The sequence below is a fragment of the Delftia sp. WSY_7 genome (genome assembly GCF_043104845.1).
In the GTDB taxonomy this organism is placed as follows: Bacteria; Pseudomonadota; Gammaproteobacteria; order Burkholderiales; family Burkholderiaceae_C; genus Comamonas; species Comamonas tsuruhatensis.
Map to the genome: position 1 here is coordinate 505,419 of NZ_JBICLB010000005.1, position 25,041 is coordinate 530,459.

Sequence of the window (25,041 nt, forward strand, 5' to 3'; positions counted from 1 at the left end):
GCAGTGCCTCCCCAAGAAGAAGGCCCCGCACTGCGGGGCCTTCTTCTTGGGCAACAGCCGTCACCCCACCAGCACCAGCCCCGGCGGCAGGCTATCCCCAAAGCTGCGCTTCGCATCCTGGGCGTCCATCTGCTGGACCTGTTCCACCAGGTCGATCCAGCGCTGCGGTGCACCGGCGCCGCGCAACCGTTCCAGCACCAGGGCGCGCTGGACATCGGACAGGTCCAGCGCACGGTCGCCCGTCATGCGGGCCATCTGCACGGCAGCGAACATGGCGGTTTCATTGCGGCGCCAGTCCTGGGCCAGGGTGGCGTCCAGGAACTCCTGCGCAGCCTCGGGCGGCATGACGCGGTGGGCGTTGGCGGCCAGCGGCATGCGCGCGGCCAGCCGGCCTATGGCCCACCAGGTCTGCACGGATTCACCGGGGTGTTTCAGCCGCTGCAGCATCCACTGGCCCATTTCCTGGCGGTACTGCCAGGGCACAGCTTCCATGGCGGCGAACAGGCGCAGCATGTCGTCGTAGCTGCCATGGGCGGACTTGCCCTGGCTGCGCTGCGTGGACTGCTGCACGGCCTTTTGCATGTGGCCGGCAACCTCTTCCAGCAGCTCCATCTGCCGGGCCTCATCCAGGCCTGCGGCCACGCGGCGCCAGAACACCCACCATTCGGTGCGGTTGGCCGCCTCACCGCCATGGCCCAGGCCCTGGCCATGCAGTTGCCAGACCTGCTGCATGCGCCAGCCGTCCAGCTCGGCGCCCACGCCGGGGCGCAGGCACCAGCCTGCCAGGTTCAGCCAGACGCGCTCGTGCTCGGCCGTGCGGCGGCGGCGCCTGGCGCGGGCCAGCAAGGCGTCGAACAGTGCGCGCAGCAGCGGCAGGTCCCAGTCCTCGCGCGGGCCCAGCCGTCGCTCCAGCGACTGGCGCAGCTGGCGGACCTCCTTGGCCGTCACCTCCTGGGCCTGGCTGCCGAAGATGCGCTCGATCAGGGCCACGGCGTCCGCCAGCCGGCCCTGCCGGGCAGAACGATCGCCGGTGTCCTGCGCATCTGCGGCCAGCGCACCACGCACGCTGAACGGCAGCAGCCACTGGCGCTGTGCATCGTCGGCGGCCACGCAGCGCACCTCCAGCGTGCCGACCTCGGTCATGCAGGCCTGCAGTTGCACTTCGACCTGGGCCTTGTCCCGGCCTTCGGGCGCGGGCAGCACGGTGGACAGTGCGGGCAGCTCGACCCAGCCCTCGCCGTCGAGCGCCGCGATGCGGCCGGCCTGCGCAGGCGCGGCGGCCAGGCTGTTGGCCACCAGCGAAAAGCGCACGGCCTGGCCCAGGCGCAACGCAAAGCGCCGGCCGGAGAGCACGATGCGCACGCCCTCCTCCGTGCCGCGCGGCAGCAGGCAGATGCCCTGTGGTGCGGCACCCGCCTTCTCGGGCAGGACCAGCCAGTAGCTGCGCGGCGAGCCACCGCCGATGCGCGGTACCGGGGCGGGCACAGTCCGGGCATCTTCCGATTCCGGCAGATCCTCAGACGGACGGCTCTGGACATGCATGGCCAGGCCATGCGCCGCTGCGCCGCGTGCAACGGCCCAGTCGGGATGCGGGTTGTGCAGCAGGCGCAGCGGCTGGCCGCGCCAGGCCTGCAGCTGCGCCACCAGCCGCTGGGCCAGCGCATGGGCGTGGAAGACGCCGCCATTGAGCAGGACCGCATCGGGCAACTCCCCAGCCGCGTGCTGCGCGAGGAACTGCGCCAGGTGCCGTGTGATCGCCGCATCGGCAGGATAGGGCAGCCCCAGGCCGCGCAAAGCGCCCTGGCGCCGGGTGGGCAGATCCTGCAGGCCGGCCAACGGCATGAAGCCTTCGACCACGGCCTCGCGCACCTCGTCGCGGCGCAGCATGGCCGTGCGCGTCTGCGCCAGCAGCTTCGATCCGCCGCCCAGCAGGGTCACGGCCACGGACTCGGGCGCCTCGCTGGCCAGCAACTGTTCCTTGGCCATGCGGCAGCGCTGCACCAGTTGGGCGAAGCGTGCGGCGGGCAGACGCTCGCCGGGGGGGGCGAACTGCGGCTCCAGCCGATGGGCCAGCGCCAGGTCCATGTTGTCGCCGCCCAGCATCAGGTGCTCGCCCACGGCCGTGCGTGTCAGCACGGGCAGGCCTCCAGCTTCAGCGGGCTGCACGCGGATCAGGGTCAGGTCGGTGGTGCCGCCGCCCACATCCACCACCAGCACCAGGCGGCAGTGCGCCAGCTCGGCCGCCAGGCGTTCGCCCTGCAGCACCAGCCAGTCGTGGAAGGCGGCCTTGGGTTCTTCCAGCAATTGCACCGCAGGCAGACCGGCCAGCCGCGCGGCCTCCAGCGTCAGTGCGCGCGCGCCTTCGTCGAATGAGGCCGGCACGGTCAGCACGACCAGCTGGTCCCTCAGCGGCGCGCCGGGGTGCGTGCGGTCCCAGGCCTGCCGGACATGGTCCAGGTAACTGGCCGAGGCCTGCAGCGGCGACAGCCGGGCCACCTCTTCGGGCGCGCCCCAGGGCAGGATGGCCGCCGTGCGGTCCACGCCCGCGTGCGACAGCCAGCTCTTGGCACTGGCCACCAGGCGCGACGGCACGGCCGCGCCCAGATCACGCGCCCAGCGGCCATTGACGGCGGGCGCCTGCGCATCGGCGCCCAGTGCCGCCCAGGGCTGCTGCCAGGCATCGCCCAGTTCGCCGGGCGCCGCCTGGTAGCGCGCAGAAGGCAGCAGCACCTGGGCAGCGACCTCGCCAGCCGAGACACGCTGCGCCACGGGCAGCAAGGCGATGTCGGCCGCCGTGCCGCCCACGGGCACATGCGCCACCACGGTGTGGCTGGTGCCCAGGTCGATGCCCACGATGTGGGCGGCGTCGGGAGCGAAGGGGGTGGCGGAGGCGGGGGCGGCAGTATCAGGCATATCGGCAGTCATACAGGGCACGGTGCGCGGCCCGGACCGGGCCTGCCGCCGGGGCGGGCTACGCTACATCGGCCCGCACGTCGAACTCCACCTTCCAGCGTTCGTCACCGCCCACGGGCACGGCGTTGAGTTCCAGCGTGCCGATGTCGGTCACGCGCGCATGCAGGGTGACGGGCACGATCTCGCCGGGCGCACGGCCTTCGGCGGGCAGGTGGGCCTCGATCTCCTGCAGCTCGACCAGTTCCTCTGGGCCCCAGAAGTCCAGCACGGTGCCGACCTGGTCGGCGCGGCGCACGGAGGAGCCGAAAAAGCGCAGGCGCACGGGCTCGCCCACGACCAGGCCGAATTCCTGCGTGTCCAGCGCCACCTCGGTGCCCTCTTCCATGCCGAAGGGCGCCAGGCACAGGGCCGAGATGGGCGGCTCCATGCCGGGGATGGCGGGCATGTTGCTTTCCACGCCCACGTAATAGCTCTGCGCCGTGCCGCCACGGATGCGCACGCCACGGCCCGCAGCCGCCACATGGCCGAAGTAGGCGGCGCCGCGCGCCACGGCCAGGTCCAGGTTGGCGCCATCCAGCAGGCGCGCAGGTTGCGCGCCTTCGCCGGCCAGCCAGCCGTTGACGACTTCCAGGATGCGCTGCTCGATCTGCGGCGCCTTGAGCACGCCGCCGTTGAACAGGATGGCCGAGGGATGCAGGAAGGACGCGCCCTCGGGCTGCGTGCCCTGGAGGCCTTCGATCTGCTCGGTGGCGCCGGCCTGGCGTGAGAGGAAGGCCGCCAGGTGGCGCGTGACGGCCGCGTCCTGCGCATACGGCAGGCCCAGCTGGGTCAGCGCGGCGCGCGCGCGGGTCTGGGGCTTGTCGGAGACGGCTGCGCGCGGGAAGAAGCCTTCCACCAGCATCTGCAGCACCTCGTCACGCGTGACCTCGGTGCGGATGCTGCCGCCGATGAGCTTGCTGCCCCGGCTGGGCACGACCACGGGCACGGACTGCAGCGAGGCGTCGGCCAGCAGTTGCTCCTTGGCCTGGCGGCAGCCATGGGCCAGGGCACGGGTCTGCCAGGCGTCGAGCTGCTTGCCCTCCTGGGCCAGCTTGCGGGCCACGCCGTAGGCCAGGGCCAGGTCCATGTTGTCGCCGCCCAGCAGGATGTGCTCGCCCACGGCCACGCGCTGCAGCTCCAGGCCGCCGTCCTTTTCCAGCACGGCGATCAGCGACAGGTCGGTAGTGCCGCCGCCCACGTCCACGACGAGGATGATCTCGCCGCTTTGTACCTGCTTGCGCCACTGGCCGCCGCTGGCCTGGATCCAGCTGTACAGCGCAGCCTGGGGTTCCTCCAGCAGCGTGAGCCTCTGGAAGCCCGCGGCGCGGCAGGCCTCGGCCGTCAGCTCGCGCGCGGCCGGGTCGAACGATGCGGGAATGGTCACCGTCACATCCTGGGCGTCGAACGGCGCCTCGGGATGGGCCTGCTCCCAGGCCCAGCGCAGGTGCGACAGGTAGCGGATGGAGGCGGTCAGGGGCGAGACGCGGTGCACCTCCTCGGGCGCATCGGCCGGCAGCAGGGGCGAGCGGCGGTCCACGCCCGGATGGCACAGCCAGCTCTTGGCGCTGGAGACCAGCCGGATCGGCGTGGCCGCGCCGCGCGATCGCGCGAACTCGCCCACCACGAAGTCCTGGCTGGCGCCCCAGGGCAGGGCCATGTCGGCCGCAGTCAGCTCGCTTTCATGCGGCAGGTAGAGGAAGGATGGCAGCAGTGGGCGCGCCTCCACGCTGGAGGGGCCGGTGAGCTGGGGAATGTCCAGCACGCCCTGCTCCACCTTCTCGCCATCGCTGGCCTGGCGGTCCACATAGGAGAGCGCGCAATGCGTGGTGCCCAGGTCGATGCCGATGCTGAAACGGGCCTGGGAGGATTGAAGGGACTGGTCCATGCTTACAGCTCCACCTCGGCCTGGGCCACGATGGCGGCGGCCTTGTGATCGGTGAGCTGGGGCAGGCGGACATCGTCCACGCGCCAGCCGCGGTGGCCCAGCGTGCCCGTGAACGGCGCCTGGCCGACCACGTTGCCCGTCAGGCGCACGGCGGCGGCATCAAAGCCTGCGGCCAGCGTGACGCGGCTGCCTTCGGCCTCGGCACGCACGGGAGCGATGCTGAAATGCTCGCGCAGCACCTTGCGGCAGCCTTCGTGCACCACGCGGGCGGCGGCGCCGATCTCGGCGTCGGCATAGCCGGCCACGTCTTCCTGCACGAAGTCCACGAAGCGCGCCTCGCGCTGCAGCAGGCCCAGCAGTTGCAGTGCGGCGGTGCCAGCGGGTGCGGCCGGCTCCACGATGGTCTTTTCGACGATCTTCTCGACCGGCACCTCGACACGCTTTTCAACCACTTTCTCGACCACCTTCTCGACAGGCACCTCGACGCGGACCTCGACGATCCGGTCCACGGGCACCTCCACGCGCACCTCCTTGGGTGCGGGCGGCGGCACGTCGGCGGCCAGCGGCTCGCCGTCGCGCAGGCGGGACACATCAGCGGCCAGGCGGCCGTTGCCGAGGATGGCGAAGAAACTGCCGATCGCGATGGCGATGCGGCTCAGGAACGAGGGGGGAGTCTTGGAATTCATGGGCTTCTCTTGGCGAGAGGACCCTGCCGGGCCGATCGCCGCGCAGCAGGGCAACCGGGCGCCGATGGTCCTCCACCGGGCGCCCGCAGGGTCCGTGATGTTACCCAAAGCAACGAAGCCCCGTCCTGTACACGGCCCCATGCCCCCGTGCGCAAATGGCCTCGCGGCATAATCGCGGCTGCTCCTGCCCCTGTCCATGGCCCCTACACGCCTTTTCCGCCACGCCCCGACCCGCTGCACCGCCTTGCGCGCGCAGCGGCCGCAGCGCGTGCACGGCGTGCCCACGGCCTTCATCAGCCTGTGCGGCTTCACGGCCCTGCTTTCCGCCGCCGTGCGGAAAGCCTGAGGTCCACCCCCAGCTTCCCGCACGGCCCCCGCAGCGAATCCGCATGCAAACGCATGCCAGGAGCTGCCGGCCCACGCCCGCATCGCCCTGGCCTGCACGCCTTTCAGGCTGCGCCGCCGCATGGCACAGCCGCTGTGACCCAGGAGCTGACGATGGACATGGAACTCTCCCAAAACTTTCTGCGCGCCAAAAGCCCTTGCGCGGCGGGCTTTCGCTGGTTCGTGCGCAACCGCCATGACGGCAACGACTACCAGCGCGTGCTCGACGCCCTGGTGGGCGATGGCCGCGTCGAGGACGCGCGCTGGCTCATGAACCAGTTCGGCCCCACCGATGCCGTGCTGGAGGTCGATCACCTGGAGGCCGATGCCCTGGTGTTCTCGGGCAGCGTCGTCGTGCATGGCGAGCTGCGCGTGCCCGGCCTGCTGGCCGTGGGCCGCACGCTGCAGGCCGGCGCCGGCATCCACGCCGGACGCATCGAGGCCGGCCAGGACCTGCACAGCGGCGGCGCCATCTTCTGCAGCGGCCCGCTGCAGGCCGGCGGCCTGGTCAAGGCCGCCTGGAGCGTGGACGTGCACGAGGAACTGCGCGCCGAGGACGTGCGCGCCGGCTGGGAGCTGCGCTGCGGCGCCGACCTGCGCCTGGGCGGAGGGGCACAGGCCGGCCAGGACATCGAGGTGCAGGGCGCCATCCGCTGCGGCAAGGGCCTGCGCGCGGGCGGCAGCATCCGCGCCAGCGGCCTGATCGAGCTGGGCCACGGCCTGTACGCTGGCGCCGACGTGGAAGGCGGCAGCCACATCGAGGTGGACTGGGGCATGCGTGCGCTGGGCGACATCCGTGCGGCCTGCAGCATCCGCGCGGGCGAGACCCTGCATGCCGAAGGCGAGATCGCGGCCGGCCCCGGCTACGGCATCTATGCGGGCATGAACGTGCAGCAGGATGCCTGGCCGTCCTGTGCCTGGGTGCATGCGGCGCAGCGCCCTCCCGCCCTCCTCAGCGGCTGGTGGGAAGAGGCCGCGGCACCGGCCTGATGCCCGCAGGGACACGCCGGCCTGCGCCCCCGCAGCGCAGCGCCGCGATGCAAAATACCCGCTTCGCCGCCGACCGGGCGGCTCCAAGGAATCCCACATCGTGTTCACCGGCATCATCCAGGCCGTGGCAAGCATTGCCGCGCTGCGCGACCAGAACGGCCTGCGCACCTTCACCCTCGACTTTCCCGAAGGCTTCTGCCAGGACCTGGCCATCGGCGCCAGCGTCTCCACCGACGGCGTGTGCCTGACGGTGACGGAGATCCTCTCGCCCACGCGCGCCACGTTCGATGTGATGCTGCAAAGCCTGAACATCACCACGCTGGGCGGCTATGCCGTGGGCGGGCGCGTCAATGTGGAGCGCGCGGCAAAGGACGGCGCCGAGATCGGCGGCCATCCGCTGTCGGGCCACGTGGACTTCACCTCGCCCGTGCTGGAAGTGGCCTCCAGCGACACCAACCACCGCATCCGCTTCGGCATTCCCGAGGGCTTTCGCCACTACGTGTTCGCCAAGGGCTACATCGCCATCAACGGCGCCAGCCTCACGGTGTCCGAGGTGGACCGCCAGGCCGGCTGGTTCGAGGTCTGGCTGATCCCCGAGACGCGCCGCATGACCGTGTTCGAGTCCAAGGGCGTGGGCGACCTGCTCAATGTGGAGATCGACCGCAGCACCCAGGTCGTGGTGGACACGGTGCGCGAGACCGTGCAGCAAAGCCTGGGCCGCCTGCAGCCCGTGCTCGAGGCCCTGCTGAAAGAGAAGGGCCTGAGCCTGGACGACTTCATAGACGTCCCCAAGCTGCCCGGCTGACTGCCTTCGTCGTTCAACGCCCCGCCGCCAGCGGCGGATTGAAACGCCGCAGGCGCAGCGCGTTGCTGAGCACGAAGACGCTGGACAGCGCCATGGCCCCGGCCGCGAACACGGGCGACAGCAGCGTGCCGTTGACGGGGTACAGCAGGCCCGCGGCCACGGGGATCAGGGCCACGTTGTAGGCAAATGCCCAGAACAGGTTCTGGCGGATATTGGCCATGGTGGCCTTGGACAGCGCAATCGCATTGGGCACGCCGCCCAGGTCGCCTGACATCAGCACCACGTCGGCCGCCTCGATGGCGATGTCCGTGCCCGTGCCGATGGCCAGGCCCACATCGGCCTCGGCCAGGGCCGGCGCGTCGTTGATGCCGTCGCCCACATAGGCCAGCGTGCCGTGTTCGGCCTTCAGGCGCTTGACGGCATCGACCTTGCCGCCGGGCAGCACCTCGGCCACCACCTCGTCGATGCCCAGCTGGCGCGCAATGGCCTCGGCCGTGCGGCGGTTGTCTCCGGTGATCATGGCCACCTTCAGGCCCAAGGCGTGCAGCGCGGCAATGGCGGCCGGCGTGCTGTCCTTGATGGGATCGGCCACGGCGATCATGGCGGCCAGGCGGTCGTCCACGGCGGCATACAGCGGCGTCTTGCCTTCGTCGCCCAGGCGCGCGGCCTCGTCTGCCAGCGTGTCCACCTGCAGGCCCAATTCGCGCATGAAGCGGTCGGCACCGATCTCCACGCGCACGCCGTCCACCTGGGCGCGCACGCCAAAGCCTGTCACCGATTCAAAGCGATCAACAGCACCCAGCGGCAGATCCTCGGCCTTGGCAGCATCCACGATGGCGCGTGCAATCGGGTGCTCGGAGCGGTCTTCCACGGCCGCCACCAGCGCCAGCACGCGGCTGCGCTCGCCCTCGAAGCCCGGGGCCAGCACCAGGTCGGTCAGCTCGGGGCGGCCTCGCGTCAGCGTGCCGGTCTTGTCCACGGCCACCACGCGGGCGTCCTTGAGGGTCTGCAGGGCCTCGCCCTTGCGCAGCAGCACGCCCATCTGCGCGGCCCGGCCCGTGCCGACCATGATGGAAGTGGGCGTGGCCAGGCCCATGGCGCAGGGGCAGGCGATGATGAGCACGGCCACGGCATTGACCAGCGCAAAGCTCAGTGCGGGCGACGGCCCCCAGGCCAGCCAGGCGCCGAAGGTCAACAGGGCCACGGCCATCACGGCCGGCACGAACCACATGGTGACCTGGTCCACCAGCGCCTGTATGGGCAGCTTGGAGCCCTGGGCCTGCTCGACCATGCGGATGATCTGCGCCAGCAGCGTGTCCGCGCCCACCTTGGTGGCGCGAAAGGCCAGCGCGCCGTTCTGGTTCACCGTGCCGCCGACCAGTTCGGCACCCGGGGTTTTCTCGACCGGCACGGGCTCGCCGCTGATCATGGATTCATCGACGAAGCTGCTGCCCTCGATGACCTCGCCATCGACGGGAATGCGCTCGCCGGGCCGCACCTCGATGGTGTCGCCCGCACGCACGGCGGCGATGTCCACCTCCTGCACGGCGCCGTCCTTGCGCACGCGCGCCGTCTTGGCCTGCAGGCGCACCAGGCGGCGGATGGCCTCCGAGGTATTGCCCTTGGCGCGCGCCTCCATGAAGCGGCCCAGCAGGATCAGCGCCACGATCACGGCCGCCGCCTCGTAATACACATTCACCGTGCCGGCCGGCAGCCACTGCGGCAAGAAGGTGGCCACCAGCGAATAGGCAAAGGCCGCCGAGGTGCCCACGGCCACCAGCGAATTCATGTCGGGCGCGCCGCGCAGCAGCGCGGGAATGCCTTTCTGGAAAAAGCGCAGGCCCGGCCCGAACAGCACGATGGCCGACAGCAGGCACTGCAGGTACCAGCTGTTCTGCGTGCCGATGGCCTGCCCCACCCAGTGGTGGAAGGCCGGCACCATGTGGCCGCCCATCTCCAGCACGAACACCGGCAAAGCAAACACCGTGGCCACGATCAGCGAGCGCTTGAGCGAGGCCCGCTCGCGCGCCTGGCGCTGCTCCGTGCCGTCTTCGGCCGGCGACTGCGCAGCGCCGCCTTCACTGGCCGGGTTCGCGCTGGCGCCCAGCGGACGCGCTTCGTAGCCTGCCTTGTGCACAGCTGCCACAAGGGCCGCCACATCTGCGCTGCCAGCCAGCGTCACCACTGCACGCTCGGTGGCCAGGTTCACGCTGGCCGATTGCACGCCTTCCACCTTTTTCAGCGCACGCTCCACGCGGCCCACGCAGGAGGCGCAGGTCATGCCCTCCACTTCCAGTTCCACGCTGGACTGGGGCACTTCGTAGCCGGCCTTCTCGATAGCTGCAATGGCGGCGGGCAGATCGGCCGCGCCCTCGAAGCGGATGCTGGCCTTTTCGGTGGCCAGGTTGACCACGGCTTCCTGCACGCCCGGCAGCTTCTTGAGCGCGCGCTCCACACGCCCCACGCAGGAGGCGCAGGTCATGCCCTGAACGGGCAGGTCTATGGCCATGCCGGCCTTGGTCGATGCATTCATTGCCTGACTCCTTTGTTCTCGCATTGGAGGCACTTTAGAGATTGCCACCATGTCAAGGTCAAGCCCCCTGCAGGGCGCTTTCATCGCCATGTCATCTGCCTTGCCCAGCATCGGCGGCCGTGACAAACCGATACAGAGAGAACCCGTTCATGTCCTTGACCTCCCATCGCCCCGCCCTGCGCCCGCTGGCCGTGGCCCTGGCTGCCTCCGCCCTGATCGCCGGTTGCGGCGGCTCCGGCAACGACACGCCCGCAGGCCAGCCGCTGGAGCTGCGCATTCTGCACATCAACGATCACCACTCCACGCTGGAGTCCAAGAGCAAGACCCTGCAGCTGGACGCCGGCACGGGCAAGGCCGAAGCCGTGGCCGTGGACGCCGCAGGCTTTGCGCGCGTGACCCAGGCCATCGAGGAGCTGGCCGCGCAGTCGCCCAACGTGCTCAAGCTGCACGCCGGCGACGCGCTCACCGGCACGCTTTACTTCAACCGTGCAGGCGCCGACGGCGAGGCCGATGCCGCCCTCATGAACACCGTCTGCTTTGACGCCTTCACGCTGGGCAACCACGAGTTCGACAAGGGCGACAGCGGCCTCAAGTCCTTCCTGGACCGCCTGCGCGCCGGCACCTGCAAGACGCCCGTGCTCAGCGCCAACGTGCGCTTTGGCGCCAACTCGGCCCTGAACGCGGCCAAGGCGCCCGGCTATGTGAACCCCTCCACCGTGGTGGAGCGCGGCGGCCAGAAGATCGGCATCGTCGGCCTGACCATTGCGGGCAAAACCAAGGCATCGTCCAGCCCCGATGCCGACACCACCTTCGAGGACGAGGCCACGGCGGCCCAGCGCGAAATCGACGCGCTGCGCGCCAAGGGCATCAACAAGATCATCGTCATGAGCCACGTGGGCTATGAGTACGACCGCCAGATCGTGCCCAAGCTCAGCGGCGTGGACGTGGTCGTGGGCGGCGACTCGCACACCCTGCTCGGCCCCGACGTGCTCAACACCACCGGCGTGGGCACACCGGGCGGCGCCTACCCCACGCGCCTGACCGACAAGGACGGCAGCCCCGTCTGCGTGGTCCAGGCCTGGGAGTACGCCCAGGTCGTCGGCGACCTCAAGGTCCAGTTCGACGCCGACGGCCGCGTCACCCAGTGCACGGGCACGCCCCATGTGCTGATCGGCGACAGCTTCACCATCGCCGGCAAGGCCGCCACCGATGCGCAAAAGACCGCTCTCAAGGCCAGCGCCGCCGCCACCGGCGTGCTGCGCGTGACCACGCCCTCGGCCAAGGCCACGGCCGCGCTGCAGCCCTTCAAGGACAAGGTTGCCCAGTTCAACCTCAAGCAGGTCGCCACCGTGCCCCGGGAACTGTGCTCGCGCCGCGTGCCCGGCGGCGTCGGCACCATGAACTACAGCCAGTCCAGCGCCGCCTGCAATGCCGAAGGCAGCGTCAGCGTGCGCGGCGGCGACATCCAGCAGCTCGTGGCCCAGGCCTACCTGGAAGAAGCCAACCGCCACTACGGCGGCGCCGACATCACCCTGCAAAGCGGCGGCGGCGTGCGCATCCCGCTGCTGGGCCAGGTCACGGCCGCCCAGGTCATCCAGGTCCTGCCCTTCGGCAACAAGCTGTTCCGCCTGGACATCACCGGCACGGAAGTCAAGGGCATGCTCGAGGACGGCCTGCAGGCCGTGTACGGCCCCAGCGGCACGACCGGCCCCTACCCCTACACGGGCGGCCTGCGCTTTGACGTGAATGCGGCAGCGGCGGCCGGCCAGCGCGTGTCGGGCATCGAGGTGTATGACAACGCGAGCAAGACGTGGAAGCCGCTGGATACGGCACGCACGTACAAGCTGTTCGTGCTGAGCTTCAATGCCACGGGTGGCGACGGCTACAAGACGCTGGCGGCCGTGCCTGATGCGCGCCGTCTGGACATTGGCGTGCTCGATTCCGATGTGTTCTTCAACTACATCGAGAGGCAGCCTGTGGATGCGGTGTCTGGTCTGCCGCTGCTGTCGCGGCTGCCGGCGGATCTGTACAGCACGCGTAGTTTTCAGGGTGGGCGCTGATTAGTTCACGCTCTTTTTTGAGACCCTGCCGGGGGGTTGTTTTTCGAGGCCGGGTCTCGGCCCGGCGGCCGACCTACTTTCCTTTGTTTCGCCACCGGTACGCCGGCCGAAGGAAAGTAGGCAAAGCAAAGGCGACCCTGATGTCCGCGACCCCTCCGCTTCGCTGCGGGGCAACCTGCGTCGTGGCGGTTGCGGGGTTCGCTGCGGAACTCGCTTTGCGCTTCGCGCGCCGCTCAGACAACCGCAGCGAGTCAGATCACGAAGCAGTCCTGTCCTTCGGCAGGACTGCAACCCCGCAACCACCACGCCGCAGGCGCTGACATACGGGGAGTTTGCCCGGGCCGTCGCTTCGCTCGGCCTCTATGAGAAAACAGCCGAGCGCAGCGGTGGCGCGTCGGCTGTTTGCATTTCTGGCCTTTGGCATTTTGCTGTTGGCTGTTGGCTGTTGGCTGTTGGCTGTTGGCTACCCCAGCCTCTCCCCCTTCTGCCCAACGCAGGTCGCCCGCAGCGAAGCGAAGGGTCGTGGGCAGTTCGGGGCGCGCTTCTTTGCCTACTTTCTTATGGCCGGCACTCCGGTCGCGCGATAAGAAAGTGGGTCGCCTGCCGGGCCGAAACCCGGCTCCTGCCGCCAGAGGCACAACAGAATAAAAAACAGGTCAACCAGAAATCAGCCAATCCGAGCAATCACAGCCCCCAACACCTGCGCCTTCCCCGCCTCAGCCACCAAAGCCACCACCCCACTGCGATGCGCAGTCACCTGCATCTCCATCTTCATGGCCTCCATGACGGCAATCACATCGCCCTCCTGAACGGTATCGCCATCGGCCACCTTCCACGCATGCAGATTGCCTGCAATGGGTGAAGTAACGGCAGCGGGGTCCACGGCAGATTCGGCAGCGGGCGCGGCAACCACACCGCCGCCAGCCGATGCCAGCCCCTGCAGCAGCACCGCAGGCAGGCCCAGCGACACCCGTCGCCCGTCGATCTCGACCGCGCAGCGCACCAGGCTGGCGTCGGGCAGCGGCTCGGCGCGCACGGCGGCGGCCAGGGGTTCGGCGAAGTCGGATTCGATCCAGCGCGTGTGGACCTTGAAGCCGTCGTTACCCACGAAGTCGGCATGGCCGATGACGGCGCGGTGGAAGGGCAGGACGGAGGACAGGCCTTCGATGCGGAACTCGGCCAGGGCGCGGCGTGCGCGGGCCAGGGCCTGTTCACGCGTGGCGCCGCTGACGATGAGCTTGGCCATCAGCGAGTCGAAGCTGCCGGGCACGACCGAGCCGGTCTGCACGCCCGTGTCCAGGCGCACGCCGGGGCCCGAGGGCGGGTCGAACCGCACCACGGGGCCGGGCGTGGGCAGGAAGCCGCGGCCCACGTCTTCGGCGTTGATGCGGAATTCGATGGAGTGGCCCAGCGGCGCCGGGGTTTCGGTGATGGACAGGGGCAGGCCATCGGCCACGCGCAACTGCTCGATCACCAGGTCCACGCCCGTGGTCTGCTCGGTCACGGGGTGCTCGACCTGCAGGCGCGTGTTGACTTCGAGGAAGGAGATGGCGCCCGTCTGGCTCAGCAGGAATTCCACCGTGCCCGCGCTGACGTAGCCGGCCGCCGCGCAGATGTCGCGTGCGGAGCTGTGGATGCGGGCGCGCTGATCGTCGCTGAGGAAGGGCGCCGGGGCCTCTTCCACCAGCTTCTGGTTGCGCCGCTGCAGCGAGCAGTCGCGCGTGCCCAGCACGACCACGTTGCCATGGGTGTCGGCCAGCACCTGGGCCTCGATGTGGCGGGGGCGGTCCAGGAATTGCTCGACGAAGCATTCGCCGCGGCCGAAGGCGGTGACGGCCTCGCGCACGGCCGAGTGAAAGAGTTCCTCGACCTCGTCCATGCGCCACGCGATCTTCATGCCGCGCCCGCCGCCGCCGAAGGCGGCCTTGATGATGATGGGCAGGCCGTGCTGCTGGGCAAAGGCCAGCACTTCGCCGGCATCCTTGACGGGGTCGGGCGTGCCGGCCACCAGGGGAGCGCCGACCTGCAGGGCGATCTTGCGCGCCTCGACCTTGTCGCCCAGCTTGGCGATGGTCTCGGGCGTGGGGCCGATCCAGCGCAGGCCCGCATCCAGCACGGCGCGCGCAAAGGCTTCGCTTTCGGACAGGAAGCCGTAGCCGGGGTGCACGGCGTCGGCGCCGCTCTTGTGCGCGATGGCGATGAGCTTGGCGATGTTCAGGTAGGTGTCGGCCGGGCGCTCGCCGTCCAGGCCATAGGCCTCGTCGGCCATGCGCACGTGCAGGGCGTCGATATCGGCATCGGCGTAGACGGCCACGGATTTCACGCCGTAGTCGGCGCAGGCGCGGGCGATGCGGACGGCGATCTCGCCACGGTTGGCAATCAGGACTTTTTTCATGATCAGCTTCTTTCAGTTGCGGGCAGGCGCCACCGGGCGCTCCCCGCGTTCAGTTCTTGGAGCCTTGCGCGCCGGGGGTGTATTCCTCGAAGGCGCGGATGGGGTTGAAGCGGATCCAGGCGCCCACGGGAATCTGGCCGGCCAGATCCAGGTGGTGCGGCGCCACGCAGCCGATGACGGGATAGCCGCCCGTCAGCGGATGGTCGGCCAGGAACAGCACGGGCTGGCCGCTGGGGGGCACCTGGATGGCGCCCAGCGGCGTGCCTTCGCTGGGCAGCTCGCCGGCCACGGCGCGCGCCAGGGGCTGCTCGCCCGCCACGCGCAGGCCCACGCGGTTCGATTGCGGCGTGACCTGCCAGCGCTGCGCGGCCAGCAGGGCCACGGCCTCGGGCGTGAACCAGTCGGTGCGCGGGCCCAGCTCCACGTCCAGCACCACGTCCTGCCCGGCGATGGGCAGGGACTCGGGCGGCAGCTCGGGTGCGGACACGGCCGTGCGGTCCGCAGCCCGCACGGGCAGGATCTGGCCCACGGCCAGGGCGGCTGGGCCGACATTCGCCAGGGTGTCGGTGCAGGCGCTGCCCAGCACGGGCGTGACGGCAAAGCCGCCGCGCACGGCCACATAGCAGCGCGCGCCGGCCACGGGCTGGGCAATGGTCAGCAGGTCGCCATCGGCCAGGGCCACGGCCTGGTAGCGCGGCACGCTCCAGCGCTGGCCGGACCCGGTGGTCACGGTCAGGGGCGCATCGGCGCCCGTGATGGCGACCACGGTCTCGCCCTGGCTTTGCAGCGACAGGCCACCGCCCACGGTCTCCAGCACGGCCAGGTCGCTGGCATTGCCGACCAGGCGGTTGGCGGCCTTGAAGGCTGCCTGGTCCATGGCGCCCGAGGCCGAGACGCCCTGCCCGGCCTGGCCCAGCCGGCCCCGGTCCTGGAACAGCGTCATCAAGCCCGTGGCCTTGACGCGCAGCGCGTTGCCTTCATGCGGCGCGGCCTGCGCCACGGCGGGCGCGGGCGCGTCATCCACCTGGGCCATGCCGGCCGCATCGACAAAGCGCACGCGGTAGCCGGGCTGCAGCAGCGCAGGCAGCTCGCGCGCCAGGTCCCACATGCGGGCCGAGGTGCGGCCTATCAGTTGCCAGCCGCCCGGGCTGGCCTGGGGATAGACGGCGCTGAACGTGCCGCCCAGCGCCACCGAGCCGGCCGGCACGCGCGTGCGCGGCGTGGTGCGGCGCGGCACGTTGAAGATCGGATCGCCCCCGCTGAGGTAGGCAAAGCCGGGCGCGAAGCCCGTGAAGGCCACGGCGTACTCGCTGCCCGTGTGGCGGCGCACGACTTCCTCGGGCGTGATGCCCAGCAGCTGCGCCACATCGCCCAGGTCCTCGCCATCGTAGTGCACGGGGATTTCGACCAGCACATCGCTGCGCTCGGCGCGCTGGCTCAGGTCACGCGCGGCGATGCGGTTCACCAGCTCGGCCACGCCCACCTGGGCGGGGGTGAACTGCACAAGCACGGTGCGCGCGGCCGGCACCAGCTCCTGCACGCCATCGATGGGCTCGCGCTGCAGCGAGCCCAGCAGGGCCAGGGTTTCATCCAGATCGGCCAGCTCCACCATCAGGGCCTGCCGGTTGACGGGTAGAAAACGCATGGTGTGCCCTCAGCCCACGAAGGAGGAAATGCGCACGCCCTCCTGCTCGAAACGTTCGCGCAGGTGGCGTGCAATGGCCACGGCACCGGGGCTGTCGCCGTGCACGCAGATGGAGTCGGCGGCAATGCGCACCAGGCTGCCATCGACGGCCTCGACCACGCCGTCGCGCACCAGGGACAGCATGCGCGCGGCGATCTGGTCCACATCGTGCAGCACGGCGCCCGGATCGCGGCGCGAGACCAGGGTGCCCTCGGGCGTGTAGCCGCGGTCGGCAAAGGCCTCGGCCACCACGGTCAGGCCTGCGTCGCGCGCCCAGTCGATCAGGGGCGAGCCGGCCAGCGCCACCAGCACCAGGCTGGGGTCGATGGCGCGCATGGCCGTGATCACGTCGGTGGCCTGGCGCCTGTCGTGGGCGATGGTGTTGTAGAGCGCGCCGTGCGGCTTGACGTAGCGCACCTCGGTGCCGGCCACGCGGGCCAGGCCCTGCAGCGCGCCGATCTGGTAGATGACGCCGGCCACCAGGTCGGCGCTGGCCACGTCCATGTTGCGCCGGCCGAAGCCGACCAGGTCGGGATAGGACACATGGGCGCCGACGATGGCGCCGCGCGCGCGGGCGGCCTTGAGCGTCTCCAGGATGCCTGCCGGGTCGCCGGCATGGAATCCGCAGGCCACGTTGGCGCTGCTGACGATATCGAGCATGGCGGCATCGTCGCCCATGCGCCATCCGCCCAGGCTCTCACCAAGATCACTGTTCAGGTCAATTTTCATCGTTCTCTCCTCACCGGACTCGGTGCACGGGGTTCAGTGCAACTGGCCGGCGTTTTCCTTCAGATCCTGGGACACGGTCAGGGCCGTGCGGATGGTCTCGCGCACGGCAGCCACCTGGTCGGCCAGGCACATGCTGGGCATGCCCGGCTTGCGCGCTGCCTGCTCAGGCAGGGCCGGCACATGGATGAAGCCGCCCCGCGCACCCGGCGCAGCCTTGCCCTGGGCCAGCCAGTGCATGAGCGCGAAAAACACGTGGTTGCAGACAAAGGTGCCCGCCGTGTTGGAAACGGAAGACGGAATGCCCCGCGCACGCAGGTTGTGCACCACGGCCTTGATGGGCAGCGTGGAAAAGTAGGCGGCGGGCGCGCCCGGGATCACCACCTGGTCCACGGGCTGGCGCGCCGCATGGTCGGGAATGCGGGCGTCGTCGATATTGATGGCCACGCGCTCGGGCGTGAACTCGCTGCGGCCGCCGGCCAGGCCCAGGCTGATGACCAGCACCGGCTGCAGCTGCGCAAGCGCCTCCTGCAGCTGGCGCAGCGATTCGCCGAACACGCAGCGCAGCTGCAGGCCGTGGACGGTGGCGCCCTCCACGATCTCGCCATGCAGGGCACGCGCCACTTCCCACGAGGGATTGACAGGGTCCTGCTCGAACGGCTCGAAGCCGGTCACCAGGATGCGCGGGGAAGTGAAATCGGTCATGGCAACAGTCCGTCCTTTAACGGAACATCAGGAAATACATGAGGAAGACGTTGGCCGTCAGCAGGGCCAGGGCCGTGGGCACCTGGGCGCGGATCACGGCATTCTTGTCGATCTCCAGCAGCGCGGCGGGCACCAGGTTGAAGTTGGCCGCCATGGGCGTCAGCAGGGTGCCGCAGTAGCCCGAGAGCATGCCGATGGCCGCCATCACGGCCGGGTCGCCATGGTAGACGCCCACCAGAATGGGCACGCCCACGCCGCCCGTCATCACCGGGAAGGCCGCGAAGCCATTGCCCATCACCACCGTGAACAGCGCCATGCCGAGCACGTAGACGGCCACGGCCACGAAGCGGATGTCCATGTTGATATAGGTGGTGGTCACATAGGCCACGGCCTTGCCCACGCCGGCGTCCGAGAACACCAGGCCCAGCATGCCCAGCATCTGGGGCAGCACCAGGGCCCAGCCCAGCGCATCGGTCAGGCGGCGCGATTCGCGCATGCCCTGGGCGGGCGTCTCGCGGGTCAGCCAGCAGGCCAGGCCCAGCGCCAGCACACAGCCCACGCCCAGGCTCACCAGCGTGGTGGCCTTGGGGTCCAGCAGGGGCGTGCCGCCGAAGACCAGGTGCGAGGCGCTGAGCGTGCCCACCATGGTGATCAGCGGAATCGCCAGCGCCGGTGCGAACAGCTTGTTGCCCAGGCGCTTGGCGCTGGCCAGGTATTCGGCATCGCTGCGCGGCGCATGGCGGCCGCTGCCCACGCCGCCGAAGCCGGCGATCAGCGCCATGGCCACGGCGATCACGCCCACGACCACGGGCGGCAGTTCATTGCCCACCAGGAAGACGGCTGCATACAGCGCCCAGAACAGGCCGCTGGACCAGCGCTTGGGATTGCTGGCATCGCGCAGCGTCATCACGGCCGTGACGGCCAGGACGAAGCCGACCAGGTAGTACAGGTGTTGGATGGTCAGCGTCATTTCAGGCTCCCTTGGCTTGGGTGGCGTTGGCGTTGGCTGCGTCGGCCTCGACACCGGCCTTGTACTGGGCCAGTTCGCGCTCCAGCATGCGGTCCAGGCGGCGCAGGCGCCAGGCATGGATCACGAAGGCGCAGATGGCCGTGGGAATGCCCCACAGCGCGACGTGGATGGGCTCGACCTCGATGCCGGCTTCCTTCAGGAAGGTGGTCATCAGCACGATGGCGCCGAAGGCCACGAAGATGTCCTCGCCGAAGAACAGGCCCACGTTGTCCGTGGCGGCCGAGTAGGCGCGCAGCTTGTCGCGCACCTTGGCGGGCAGGATGCCGAAGCGCGACTGGGTCGCACCTTCGGCCATGGGCGCCAGCAGCGGGCGCACCATCTGCGGATGCCCGCCCAGGCTGGTCAGGCCCACGGCGGCCGTCAGTTGGCGTGCGGCCAGGTAGACGATGAGCAGGCGGCCTGCGGTGGCCGACTTGATGGAGCTGATCCAGTTCTGCGCGTGCTGGCGCAGGCCATGGCGCTCCAGCAGGCCGATCACGGCCAGCGGCAGCAGGATGATCAGCGGCAGGTTGCGCGTCTTGATGAAGCCCGTGCCAATGGTGGCCAGCACCTTGTCGACGGGGAAGCCCGCCGCCAGTGCCGTGCCGATGGCCGTGACGATCACGACCAGCATGGGATTGAAGCGCAGCACGAAGCCCGCAACGATGATGGCCACTCCGATAAGCGGCCAGAGATTGACGTCAGTCAGCATGTTGATTCCCCCTTCACACCCCGCGGTGCGGGGCGGCCGTCAAGCCGCCCCGCAGGCCCAACCCGGTGGCGTGGAGTGCGCAGCCAACCTGGTTTTGTTCAACAAAACAAAGAATTTGTCTTACAGAAACGAATTGTGAATAAGACAATCAGCGCATGCTGATAGTACAAACCCGCATATCGTTGCCCAAGGATTGAGCAAGCACGAGGTTTTCAAATGTCAAAAACTATCGAATATTGAACATCCATAGAAGGCATTAACACAACAATGCCCCTGCCCCGGTATCGCCTGTGACGAGGCCGCCTCCTACAATGGGCCGCCCTCCCGGCCTGCGGCGCACGCGTGGCAGTCGGCGTGAATGGCACCTTCCTGCTCCCATCCCTTTTGTCCGAGCTCTGAATCCATGCAACGCCGTCAACTTGTTTCCCTGCTTCCCCGTGCTGCAGCCATCGCAGCGGTTCCCGCGCTGGCGCCGGCCTTCGTGCGCAATGCCTTCGCCGATGAGGCAGGCCTGTCCGCCAAGACCATCACCATCGGCTGCTCGGCCGCCATGAGCGGCCCGCTGGCCGGTTTCGGCACCGACATCAAGCTGGGCACGGAAGCGGCCATGGCGCAGATCAACGCGCGTGGCGGCATCCAGGGCCGCACGCTGCAGCTGCAGATGGTTGACGACGGCTACGTGCCCCAGCGCACGGCCGACAACGTGCGGCAGATGCTCTCCAAGGGCACGGCCTTTGCCCTGCTGTCCTGCGTGGGCACGCCCAACAACGCCGCCGTCATCCCGCTGATCGAGGAAGCCGGCGTTCCCTATGTGGCGCCCTTCACGGGCGCCTCGTCGCTGCGCAAGGGATCGCGCAACGTCTTCCATGTGCGCGCCAGCTACACCACCGAGGTCCGCCGCCTGGTCCAGCGCCTTGCGGGCATGGGGCTCAAGGGCATTGGCATCGTCTACCTGGACAACGCCTACGGCCGCGAAATGCTGGAGGACGCCACGCACGCCCTGGAGGCCGAGAAGATGGCTCCCGCCGTGCAGGCGGCCATCGCCACCGATGGCAAGAATCTGGCCGATGTGTTGAACAAAGTGGACGCGGCCCACCCCTCGGCCGTGCTGCTGGCCACGGCTGGCACGGTGTCGGTCGATCTGGTGCGCGGCCTGCGCAAGAGCGCGCCCGGCGTGCTGCTCACCGGCCTGAGCGTGACCCTGCCCAACGACAGCCTCAAGCCGCTGGGCGAGGACGCCCGGGGCATTGCCCTGACCATGGTCGTTCCCGCGCCGCACCAGGCCAAGCTGCAGGTGGTGCGCGACTACCAGGCCGCCATGCGCGCCCACGGGCAGCAGGAGTTCTCGCTGGGCACGCTGGAAGCCTATGTGAACACACGCGTGCTGGCCGAGGGCCTGGAACGCGCAGGCCGCGACCCCAGCCAGGCCAAGCTGCGCTCGGCGCTGGCCGGCATCCGCAACTGGGACATGGGCGGCTTCGTCATCGACTACAGCGGCCAGACGCCCCATGTCGGCTCCAGCTTCATCGACCTGGGCGTGCTGGGCAATGCGGGGCGCTTCATCGGTTGATGAAGGCGGGTGGCTTGCGGGCCAGGCCGCTGGCGGATCGGCCCATCGTTTCTTCCTGTCGCTGCACCAAGGAGCCTTCGCCATGCCTGCCGAACGTCACCCACTTCCGCACCCCGCCTTGCACGCTGCCTTGCACCCTGCTGCACGTCCCGCTTCCCACCGGGGCCTGCAGCGCCGCCTGCTCATCCTGGCAGCGGCTGCCCTGCCCGGCCTTGCGCTGGCGCAGAAATGGCCTGCGCAGCCCGTGCGCATCGTCGTGCCCTACACGGCCGGAGGCGGCTCGGACAACATCGCCCGCGCGCTGGGCACGGAGCTGTCGCGCGAACTGGGTCAGCCCGTGGTCGTGGACAACAAGCCCGGCGCCTCGGCCATGCTGGGCGCCGAGCTGGTGGCACGCGCCGCGCCCGACGGCTACACGCTGCTCCTGGCCGACATTCCGCACACCATCACGCCCAGTCTCTACAAGACACCGTACGACGCGCTCAAGGACTTCACGCCCGTGGCCCTGATCGGCTCCTCGCCGCTGGTGCTGGCCGTCAATCCCAAGCTCAAGGCGCAGAGCGTGAAGGAATACATCGCGATGGCCAAGGCACGGCCCGGCCAGATCAACTTCGCCTCGGGCGGCACGGGCACGGCCACGCATCTGGCAGGCGAGCTGTTCAAGCAGCAGACGGACACCTTCATCACCCACATTCCCTACAAGGGCTCGGGCCAGGCCGTCGCCGACGTGGTGGCCGGCCATACCGAGAGCATGTTCTCCTCGGCCCCCACCGTGATCCCCCATATCAAAAGCGGCGCGCTGCGCGCCCTGGCCACCACGGGTGCCCAGCGCTCGCCGGCCCTGCCCCAGGTGCCCACGATGGCCGAAAGCGGCGTGCGCGGCCTCACCGTGCTGCACTGGTTCGGCCTGCTGGCGCCTGCCCGGTTGCCCCCCGGCATACAGACCGCGCTGCATGATGCCGTGGCCCGCGCCATGGCCACGCCCGCGCTCCAGGCCAAGCTGCAATCCCTGGGGCTGGAACTGACGCCCCGCACTCCAGCGGAGTTCGGCGCCCAGATGGAGACCGACGCCGCACGCTGGGCCCGCGTCATCAAGGAACGCAACATCAAGGCGGACTGAATGCCCTCCCTGCACCATCACCACGACGCCGTTGACCTGCGCAGCGACACCGTCACGCGCCCCACGCCGCAGATGCTCGAAGCCATGGCCTGCGCCCCGCTGGGCGACGACGGCCTGGACGGCGACCCGACGGTGCGTGCGCTGGAAGAGACGGCCGCCCAGCGCTTTGGCAAGGCCGCAGGCCTATTCGTGGCCAGCGGCACCATGGGCAACCTCGTGGCCGTGCTCGCCCATGGCCGCATGCCCGGCGAGGTGCTGGCCGAGGCCGACAGCCATCTGCTGAACGCCGAGCGCGCAGCCGCGGGCCTGACCGGCATGCACTACCGCAGCCTGCCCGGCGACGGCGGCCTGATCGCCCTGCCCGCGCTGGAGGCGGCGCTGGACACCTCGGCATCCGCGCGCTGCCCCAGCGCCCTCGTGGCCGTGGAGAACACCCACAACGCACGGGGCGGCAGCGTGGCGGCGCCCGAGTCGCTGGCGGCCCTGCATGCCCTGGCCGCCCGCCATGGCGTGCCCGTGCATACCGATGGCGCGCGCCTGTTCAATGCCGCCGTGGCACTGGGCCTGTCCTGCCGCGAGATCGCCGCGCACACGGACTCGGTCACCGTCTGCCTGTCCAAGGGCCTGTCGGCTCCGGTGGGTTCGGTGCTCATGGGACCGGCCGACTTCATCACGCGGGCGCGTGGCATACGGCGCATGCTGGGCGGCACCATGCGCCAGGCCGGCGTGATCGCGGCGGCGGGCCTGGTGGCGCTGGAGCACATGGTCGATCGCCTGGCCGAGGACCATGCACATGCCCGCCGCCTGCATCAGGGCCTGCGTGCCATCCACCCGGCATGGTGCGCGGCCGAGCTGCCGCAGACCAACATCGTGCAGGTGCGCGTGGGCACCAGCGCGGCCGATGCGCGCCTTTGGGAGGCACGCCTGGCCGAAGCCGGCGTGCTGGTGCGCACGGGCAGCGCGGGCCTGCTGCGCCTGGTCACGCACCGCCACATTGACGACAAGGCCGTGGACAGCACCCTGCAGACCTTCACGCGGCTGCATCACGACAACTGAGCACCGCGCGAGGCCGGCAGGAGTGCCGGCCCTGGCTACACTGCCCATCGACCCTTGCATCCCCCATCACCATGACCCGCAGCACCGATATCCTCAACCTGACCGACCGCGTGACCGAGCAGCTGCGCAGCAAGCTCATCGATGGTGCCTGGGAGCCCGGGCAGAAGCTGTCGGAAGCCTCACTCAGCGAAAGCCTGCAGATCTCGCGCAACACGCTGCGCGAGGCCTTCCGGCTGCTGACCAAGGAGGGGCTGCTGGTGCACGAGCCCAACAAGGGCGTGTCGGTGGCGGCGCCCAGCATCGCCTCCATCATCGACATCTACCGCGTGCGCCGCATGGTGGAGTGCCAGGCCCTGGCCCAGGCCTATCCCATGCACCCGGCGCGCAGCCTGATGCGCGAAGCCGTGGAAGCGGCCCAGCGCCACCGCGAGGCCCAGGACTGGTCCGGCGTGGGCACGGCCAACATGAGTTTCCACAAGGCCGTGGTGCAGCTGGCCGACAGCGAGCGCCTGGACACCATGTTCGAGCACCTGCTGGCCGAGCTGCGGCTGGCCTTCGGCCTGCTGCGCGACCCGCACTTCCTGCATGCGCCCTATGTGGACATGAATGCGCGCATCCTGCAGCAGTTCGAGGACGGCAAGCCGGCCGAGGCCGCTGCCGCACTCAATGACTACCTGGTGCATTCGGAGCGGCTGATCCTGGCCGCCTACGCCCGACGCCTGGCTGAAAAAGGCATCAAGGTGTGAAACTGGCGGCACCCCCTGAGCGGCTGACGCCGCTTCCCCCTCTCTACTCGCTTCGCGAGGGAGGGGGACGACACCCTCGGGTCGGGGCGGCCCTACCTCGGTGTCCCCGGCTTTGGGCAGCGCCGGTTTCATTGGCAGTGTTCAGTGCACAACACTGGCTCGCATTCAACGCCGCGCGTCCAGGCTCCAGCGCGCCACGGGCGCCAGCATCAGTTGCACGAATCCGCCGGCAATCGCCAGGTTCTTCAGGAACTGCACCAGCTGGCCCTTGTCGCCGAACTGGTTGTGGAACATCAGCGCCGACATGACGCTGAACACGGCCATCACGGCCGCGGCCTCGCGGGTGCGCCAGCCCAGCAGCAGGGCCGTGGCCACGCCCAGCTCCACCACCAGCGCCATGGCATACGACAGCATGGGCAGCGGCAGGCCCGCCTTGGCGATATAGGCCATGGTGCCCTCCGGCCCCATCAGCTTGCCGATGCCGCTGTAGATGAACAGCAGGCTCAGCAGCACCCGGGCCAGCAGCGGTGCGAAGTCGGCCCAGGGCGATGCTGCGGCGTGGGCAGCGCGATGAGTGGCGGCGCGCGTCATCGCATCAGCCCGGGACACGGCCGGAACCCTGGCCTTCGGCCGCCTTCACCGAGCCACCCAGGCGCTGCACTTCGGCCAGGTACTCGGGGCCGCTGCGCATGCGCTGGTACCGGGCCAGGCGCTGCTGGTAGTCGGCATCCCAGTGGTTCACGTCGGACTCGCGGTAGACGTTGAGGCCGGCGCGGTTCCACAGGGCCAGGTCGGCCTGCACTTCGGCGCGCGACAGCGCGGGGCCGGAGCTGGCGGGCTCGGCGCCGAACCAGGTTTCTGCAGATACCGTGGCGGCCGGTGCGGCCGAGGCCATGCCCGGCCACAACGCGGAGGAAAGGGCGGCAGAAAGGGCGGTGATGGCGAAGAGGGTCTTTGCGTGCTTCATGGCGAATCCTTTGTCAAATCCTGCAGCGCGTGATTGCGTTCTGCATGGCTGCAGTC

General features: G+C 69.7%; 20 protein-coding genes. 8 read left to right on the forward strand and 12 right to left on the reverse strand.

From position 1 onward, the window contains the following. Window positions 1–60 precede the first annotated feature (60 nt). Genes ACF8ME_RS03620 through ACF8ME_RS03630 form a run of 3 tightly spaced genes read right to left on the reverse strand, consistent with a single transcriptional unit; the run spans window position 61 to window position 5,523 of the window. Complete coding sequence (locus ACF8ME_RS03620; protein ID WP_392415272.1) at window positions 61–2,913, reverse strand: Hsp70 family protein; 2,853 nt, start codon at window positions 2,911–2,913, stop codon at window positions 61–63. Between the two features lie 58 nt (window positions 2,914–2,971). Further along, on the reverse strand, window positions 2,972–4,837 hold the full coding sequence (locus ACF8ME_RS03625; protein WP_392415274.1) for an Hsp70 family protein: 1,866 nt from the start codon (window positions 4,835–4,837) through the stop codon (window positions 2,972–2,974). A 2-nt stretch (window positions 4,838–4,839) separates the two neighbouring features. Continuing rightward, window positions 4,840–5,523 (reverse strand): DUF2760 domain-containing protein, encoded by a 684-nt coding sequence (locus tag ACF8ME_RS03630; RefSeq protein WP_043782922.1) that lies wholly within the window; start codon window positions 5,521–5,523, stop codon window positions 4,840–4,842. Window positions 5,524–5,719: 196 nt separating this feature from the next. Here ACF8ME_RS03630 and ACF8ME_RS03635 point away from each other — a divergent pair, with 196 nt between their 5' ends. From ACF8ME_RS03635 to ACF8ME_RS03645, 3 genes are all read left to right on the forward strand, one after another. Continuing rightward, window positions 5,720–5,869, forward strand: a complete 150-nt coding sequence (locus ACF8ME_RS03635; protein ID WP_164474686.1) for a hypothetical protein — start codon at window positions 5,720–5,722, stop codon at window positions 5,867–5,869. A 152-nt stretch (window positions 5,870–6,021) separates the two neighbouring features. Further along, the gene (locus tag ACF8ME_RS03640; RefSeq protein ID WP_026062924.1) at window positions 6,022–6,897 is read left to right on the forward strand and encodes a hypothetical protein; all 876 of its coding nucleotides are present in this window, start codon (window positions 6,022–6,024) and stop codon (window positions 6,895–6,897) included. A 100-nt stretch (window positions 6,898–6,997) separates the two neighbouring features. Next, window positions 6,998–7,702: a riboflavin synthase gene (locus tag ACF8ME_RS03645; RefSeq protein ID WP_012207520.1), complete on the forward strand. Its 705-nt coding sequence runs from the start codon at window positions 6,998–7,000 to the stop codon at window positions 7,700–7,702. Between the two features lie 13 nt (window positions 7,703–7,715). Here the strand turns inward: ACF8ME_RS03645 and ACF8ME_RS03650 are convergent, their stop codons facing one another. Then, entirely contained in the window at window positions 7,716–10,235 is a 2,520-nt protein-coding gene (locus ACF8ME_RS03650; protein ID WP_392415276.1) for a heavy metal translocating P-type ATPase, read from the reverse strand. A gap of 149 nt (window positions 10,236–10,384) precedes the next feature. Here ACF8ME_RS03650 and ACF8ME_RS03655 point away from each other — a divergent pair, with 149 nt between their 5' ends. Continuing rightward, window positions 10,385–12,295, forward strand: a complete 1,911-nt coding sequence (locus ACF8ME_RS03655; protein ID WP_392415277.1) for a bifunctional metallophosphatase/5'-nucleotidase — start codon at window positions 10,385–10,387, stop codon at window positions 12,293–12,295. Between the two features lie 667 nt (window positions 12,296–12,962). Here ACF8ME_RS03655 and ACF8ME_RS03660 read toward each other — a convergent pair. Genes ACF8ME_RS03660 through ACF8ME_RS03685 form a run of 6 tightly spaced genes read right to left on the reverse strand, consistent with a single transcriptional unit; the run spans window position 12,963 to window position 19,526 of the window. Continuing rightward, window positions 12,963–14,690 (reverse strand): acetyl/propionyl/methylcrotonyl-CoA carboxylase subunit alpha, encoded by a 1,728-nt coding sequence (locus ACF8ME_RS03660; RefSeq protein WP_392415279.1) that lies wholly within the window; start codon window positions 14,688–14,690, stop codon window positions 12,963–12,965. Between the two features lie 49 nt (window positions 14,691–14,739). Next, complete coding sequence (locus tag ACF8ME_RS03665; protein ID WP_392415281.1) at window positions 14,740–16,335, reverse strand: carboxyltransferase domain-containing protein; 1,596 nt, start codon at window positions 16,333–16,335, stop codon at window positions 14,740–14,742. A 9-nt stretch (window positions 16,336–16,344) separates the two neighbouring features. Continuing rightward, window positions 16,345–17,103: a LamB/YcsF family protein gene (locus tag ACF8ME_RS03670; RefSeq protein ID WP_034397115.1), complete on the reverse strand. Its 759-nt coding sequence runs from the start codon at window positions 17,101–17,103 to the stop codon at window positions 16,345–16,347. Window positions 17,104–17,136: 33 nt separating this feature from the next. After that, the gene (gene pcp, locus ACF8ME_RS03675) at window positions 17,137–17,805 is read right to left on the reverse strand and encodes a pyroglutamyl-peptidase I (protein ID WP_392415283.1); all 669 of its coding nucleotides are present in this window, start codon (window positions 17,803–17,805) and stop codon (window positions 17,137–17,139) included. 16 nt (window positions 17,806–17,821) lie between these two features. Next, window positions 17,822–18,775, reverse strand: a complete 954-nt coding sequence (locus ACF8ME_RS03680; RefSeq protein ID WP_392415285.1) for a DUF979 domain-containing protein — start codon at window positions 18,773–18,775, stop codon at window positions 17,822–17,824. A 1-nt stretch (window position 18,776) separates the two neighbouring features. Next, complete coding sequence (locus tag ACF8ME_RS03685; protein WP_012207528.1) at window positions 18,777–19,526, reverse strand: DUF969 domain-containing protein; 750 nt, start codon at window positions 19,524–19,526, stop codon at window positions 18,777–18,779. Between the two features lie 403 nt (window positions 19,527–19,929). Between ACF8ME_RS03685 and ACF8ME_RS03690 the strand changes: the two genes are divergently transcribed. The 4 genes from ACF8ME_RS03690 to ACF8ME_RS03705 all read left to right on the forward strand — a co-directional run bounded on the left by ACF8ME_RS03690 (window position 19,930) and on the right by ACF8ME_RS03705 (window position 24,018). Beyond that, complete coding sequence (locus tag ACF8ME_RS03690; RefSeq protein ID WP_392415287.1) at window positions 19,930–21,096, forward strand: ABC transporter substrate-binding protein; 1,167 nt, start codon at window positions 19,930–19,932, stop codon at window positions 21,094–21,096. Window positions 21,097–21,178: 82 nt separating this feature from the next. Beyond that, complete coding sequence (locus tag ACF8ME_RS03695) at window positions 21,179–22,216, forward strand: tripartite tricarboxylate transporter substrate binding protein (protein WP_392415288.1); 1,038 nt, start codon at window positions 21,179–21,181, stop codon at window positions 22,214–22,216. Beyond that, window positions 22,217–23,272, forward strand: a complete 1,056-nt coding sequence (locus ACF8ME_RS03700; protein ID WP_392415290.1) for a threonine aldolase family protein — start codon at window positions 22,217–22,219, stop codon at window positions 23,270–23,272. Between the two features lie 71 nt (window positions 23,273–23,343). Further along, on the forward strand, window positions 23,344–24,018 hold the full coding sequence (locus ACF8ME_RS03705; RefSeq protein ID WP_012207532.1) for a GntR family transcriptional regulator: 675 nt from the start codon (window positions 23,344–23,346) through the stop codon (window positions 24,016–24,018). A gap of 165 nt (window positions 24,019–24,183) precedes the next feature. Here ACF8ME_RS03705 and ACF8ME_RS03710 read toward each other — a convergent pair whose 3' ends face one another. Both ACF8ME_RS03710 and ACF8ME_RS03715 read right to left on the reverse strand, forming a co-directional pair. Next, complete coding sequence (locus ACF8ME_RS03710) at window positions 24,184–24,627, reverse strand: DoxX family protein (RefSeq protein WP_227468487.1); 444 nt, start codon at window positions 24,625–24,627, stop codon at window positions 24,184–24,186. Further along, window positions 24,614–24,985, reverse strand: coding sequence for a DUF4148 domain-containing protein (locus ACF8ME_RS03715; RefSeq protein WP_392415291.1), 372 nt, complete (start codon window positions 24,983–24,985; stop codon window positions 24,614–24,616). The genes ACF8ME_RS03710 and ACF8ME_RS03715 overlap by 14 nt, the downstream gene beginning before the upstream one ends. Between the last annotated feature and the right edge of the window lie 56 nt (window positions 24,986–25,041).

Excerpts from the sequence above, each read along its gene's own strand:
- ACF8ME_RS03695 (WP_392415288.1), top strand. The coding sequence starts at position 21,179 with ATGCCTGCCGAACGTCACCCACTTCCGCACCCCGCCTTGCACGCTGCC.
- ACF8ME_RS03640 (WP_026062924.1), top strand. The coding sequence starts at position 6,022 with ATGGACATGGAACTCTCCCAAAACTTTCTGCGCGCCAAAAGCCCTTGC.
- ACF8ME_RS03715 (WP_392415291.1), bottom strand. The coding sequence starts at position 24,985 with ATGAAGCACGCAAAGACCCTCTTCGCCATCACCGCCCTTTCTGCCGCC.
- ACF8ME_RS03660 (WP_392415279.1), bottom strand. The coding sequence starts at position 14,690 with ATGAAAAAAGTCCTGATTGCCAACCGTGGCGAGATCGCCGTCCGCATC.
- ACF8ME_RS03665 (WP_392415281.1), bottom strand. The coding sequence starts at position 16,335 with ATGCGTTTTCTACCCGTCAACCGGCAGGCCCTGATGGTGGAGCTGGCC.
- ACF8ME_RS03655 (WP_392415277.1), top strand. The coding sequence starts at position 10,385 with ATGTCCTTGACCTCCCATCGCCCCGCCCTGCGCCCGCTGGCCGTGGCC.
- ACF8ME_RS03685 (WP_012207528.1), bottom strand. The coding sequence starts at position 19,526 with ATGCTGACTGACGTCAATCTCTGGCCGCTTATCGGAGTGGCCATCATC.
- ACF8ME_RS03670 (WP_034397115.1), bottom strand. The coding sequence starts at position 17,103 with ATGAAAATTGACCTGAACAGTGATCTTGGTGAGAGCCTGGGCGGATGG.
- ACF8ME_RS03620 (WP_392415272.1), bottom strand. The coding sequence starts at position 2,913 with ATGCCTGATACTGCCGCCCCCGCCTCCGCCACCCCCTTCGCTCCCGAC.
- ACF8ME_RS03625 (WP_392415274.1), bottom strand. The coding sequence starts at position 4,837 with ATGGACCAGTCCCTTCAATCCTCCCAGGCCCGTTTCAGCATCGGCATC.
- ACF8ME_RS03630 (WP_043782922.1), bottom strand. The coding sequence starts at position 5,523 with ATGAATTCCAAGACTCCCCCCTCGTTCCTGAGCCGCATCGCCATCGCG.
- ACF8ME_RS03680 (WP_392415285.1), bottom strand. The coding sequence starts at position 18,775 with ATGACGCTGACCATCCAACACCTGTACTACCTGGTCGGCTTCGTCCTG.
- ACF8ME_RS03650 (WP_392415276.1), bottom strand. The coding sequence starts at position 10,235 with ATGAATGCATCGACCAAGGCCGGCATGGCCATAGACCTGCCCGTTCAG.
- pcp (WP_392415283.1), bottom strand. The coding sequence starts at position 17,805 with ATGACCGATTTCACTTCCCCGCGCATCCTGGTGACCGGCTTCGAGCCG.
- ACF8ME_RS03690 (WP_392415287.1), top strand. The coding sequence starts at position 19,930 with ATGCAACGCCGTCAACTTGTTTCCCTGCTTCCCCGTGCTGCAGCCATC.
- ACF8ME_RS03635 (WP_164474686.1), top strand. The coding sequence starts at position 5,720 with ATGGCCCCTACACGCCTTTTCCGCCACGCCCCGACCCGCTGCACCGCC.
- ACF8ME_RS03705 (WP_012207532.1), top strand. The coding sequence starts at position 23,344 with ATGACCCGCAGCACCGATATCCTCAACCTGACCGACCGCGTGACCGAG.
- ACF8ME_RS03700 (WP_392415290.1), top strand. The coding sequence starts at position 22,217 with ATGCCCTCCCTGCACCATCACCACGACGCCGTTGACCTGCGCAGCGAC.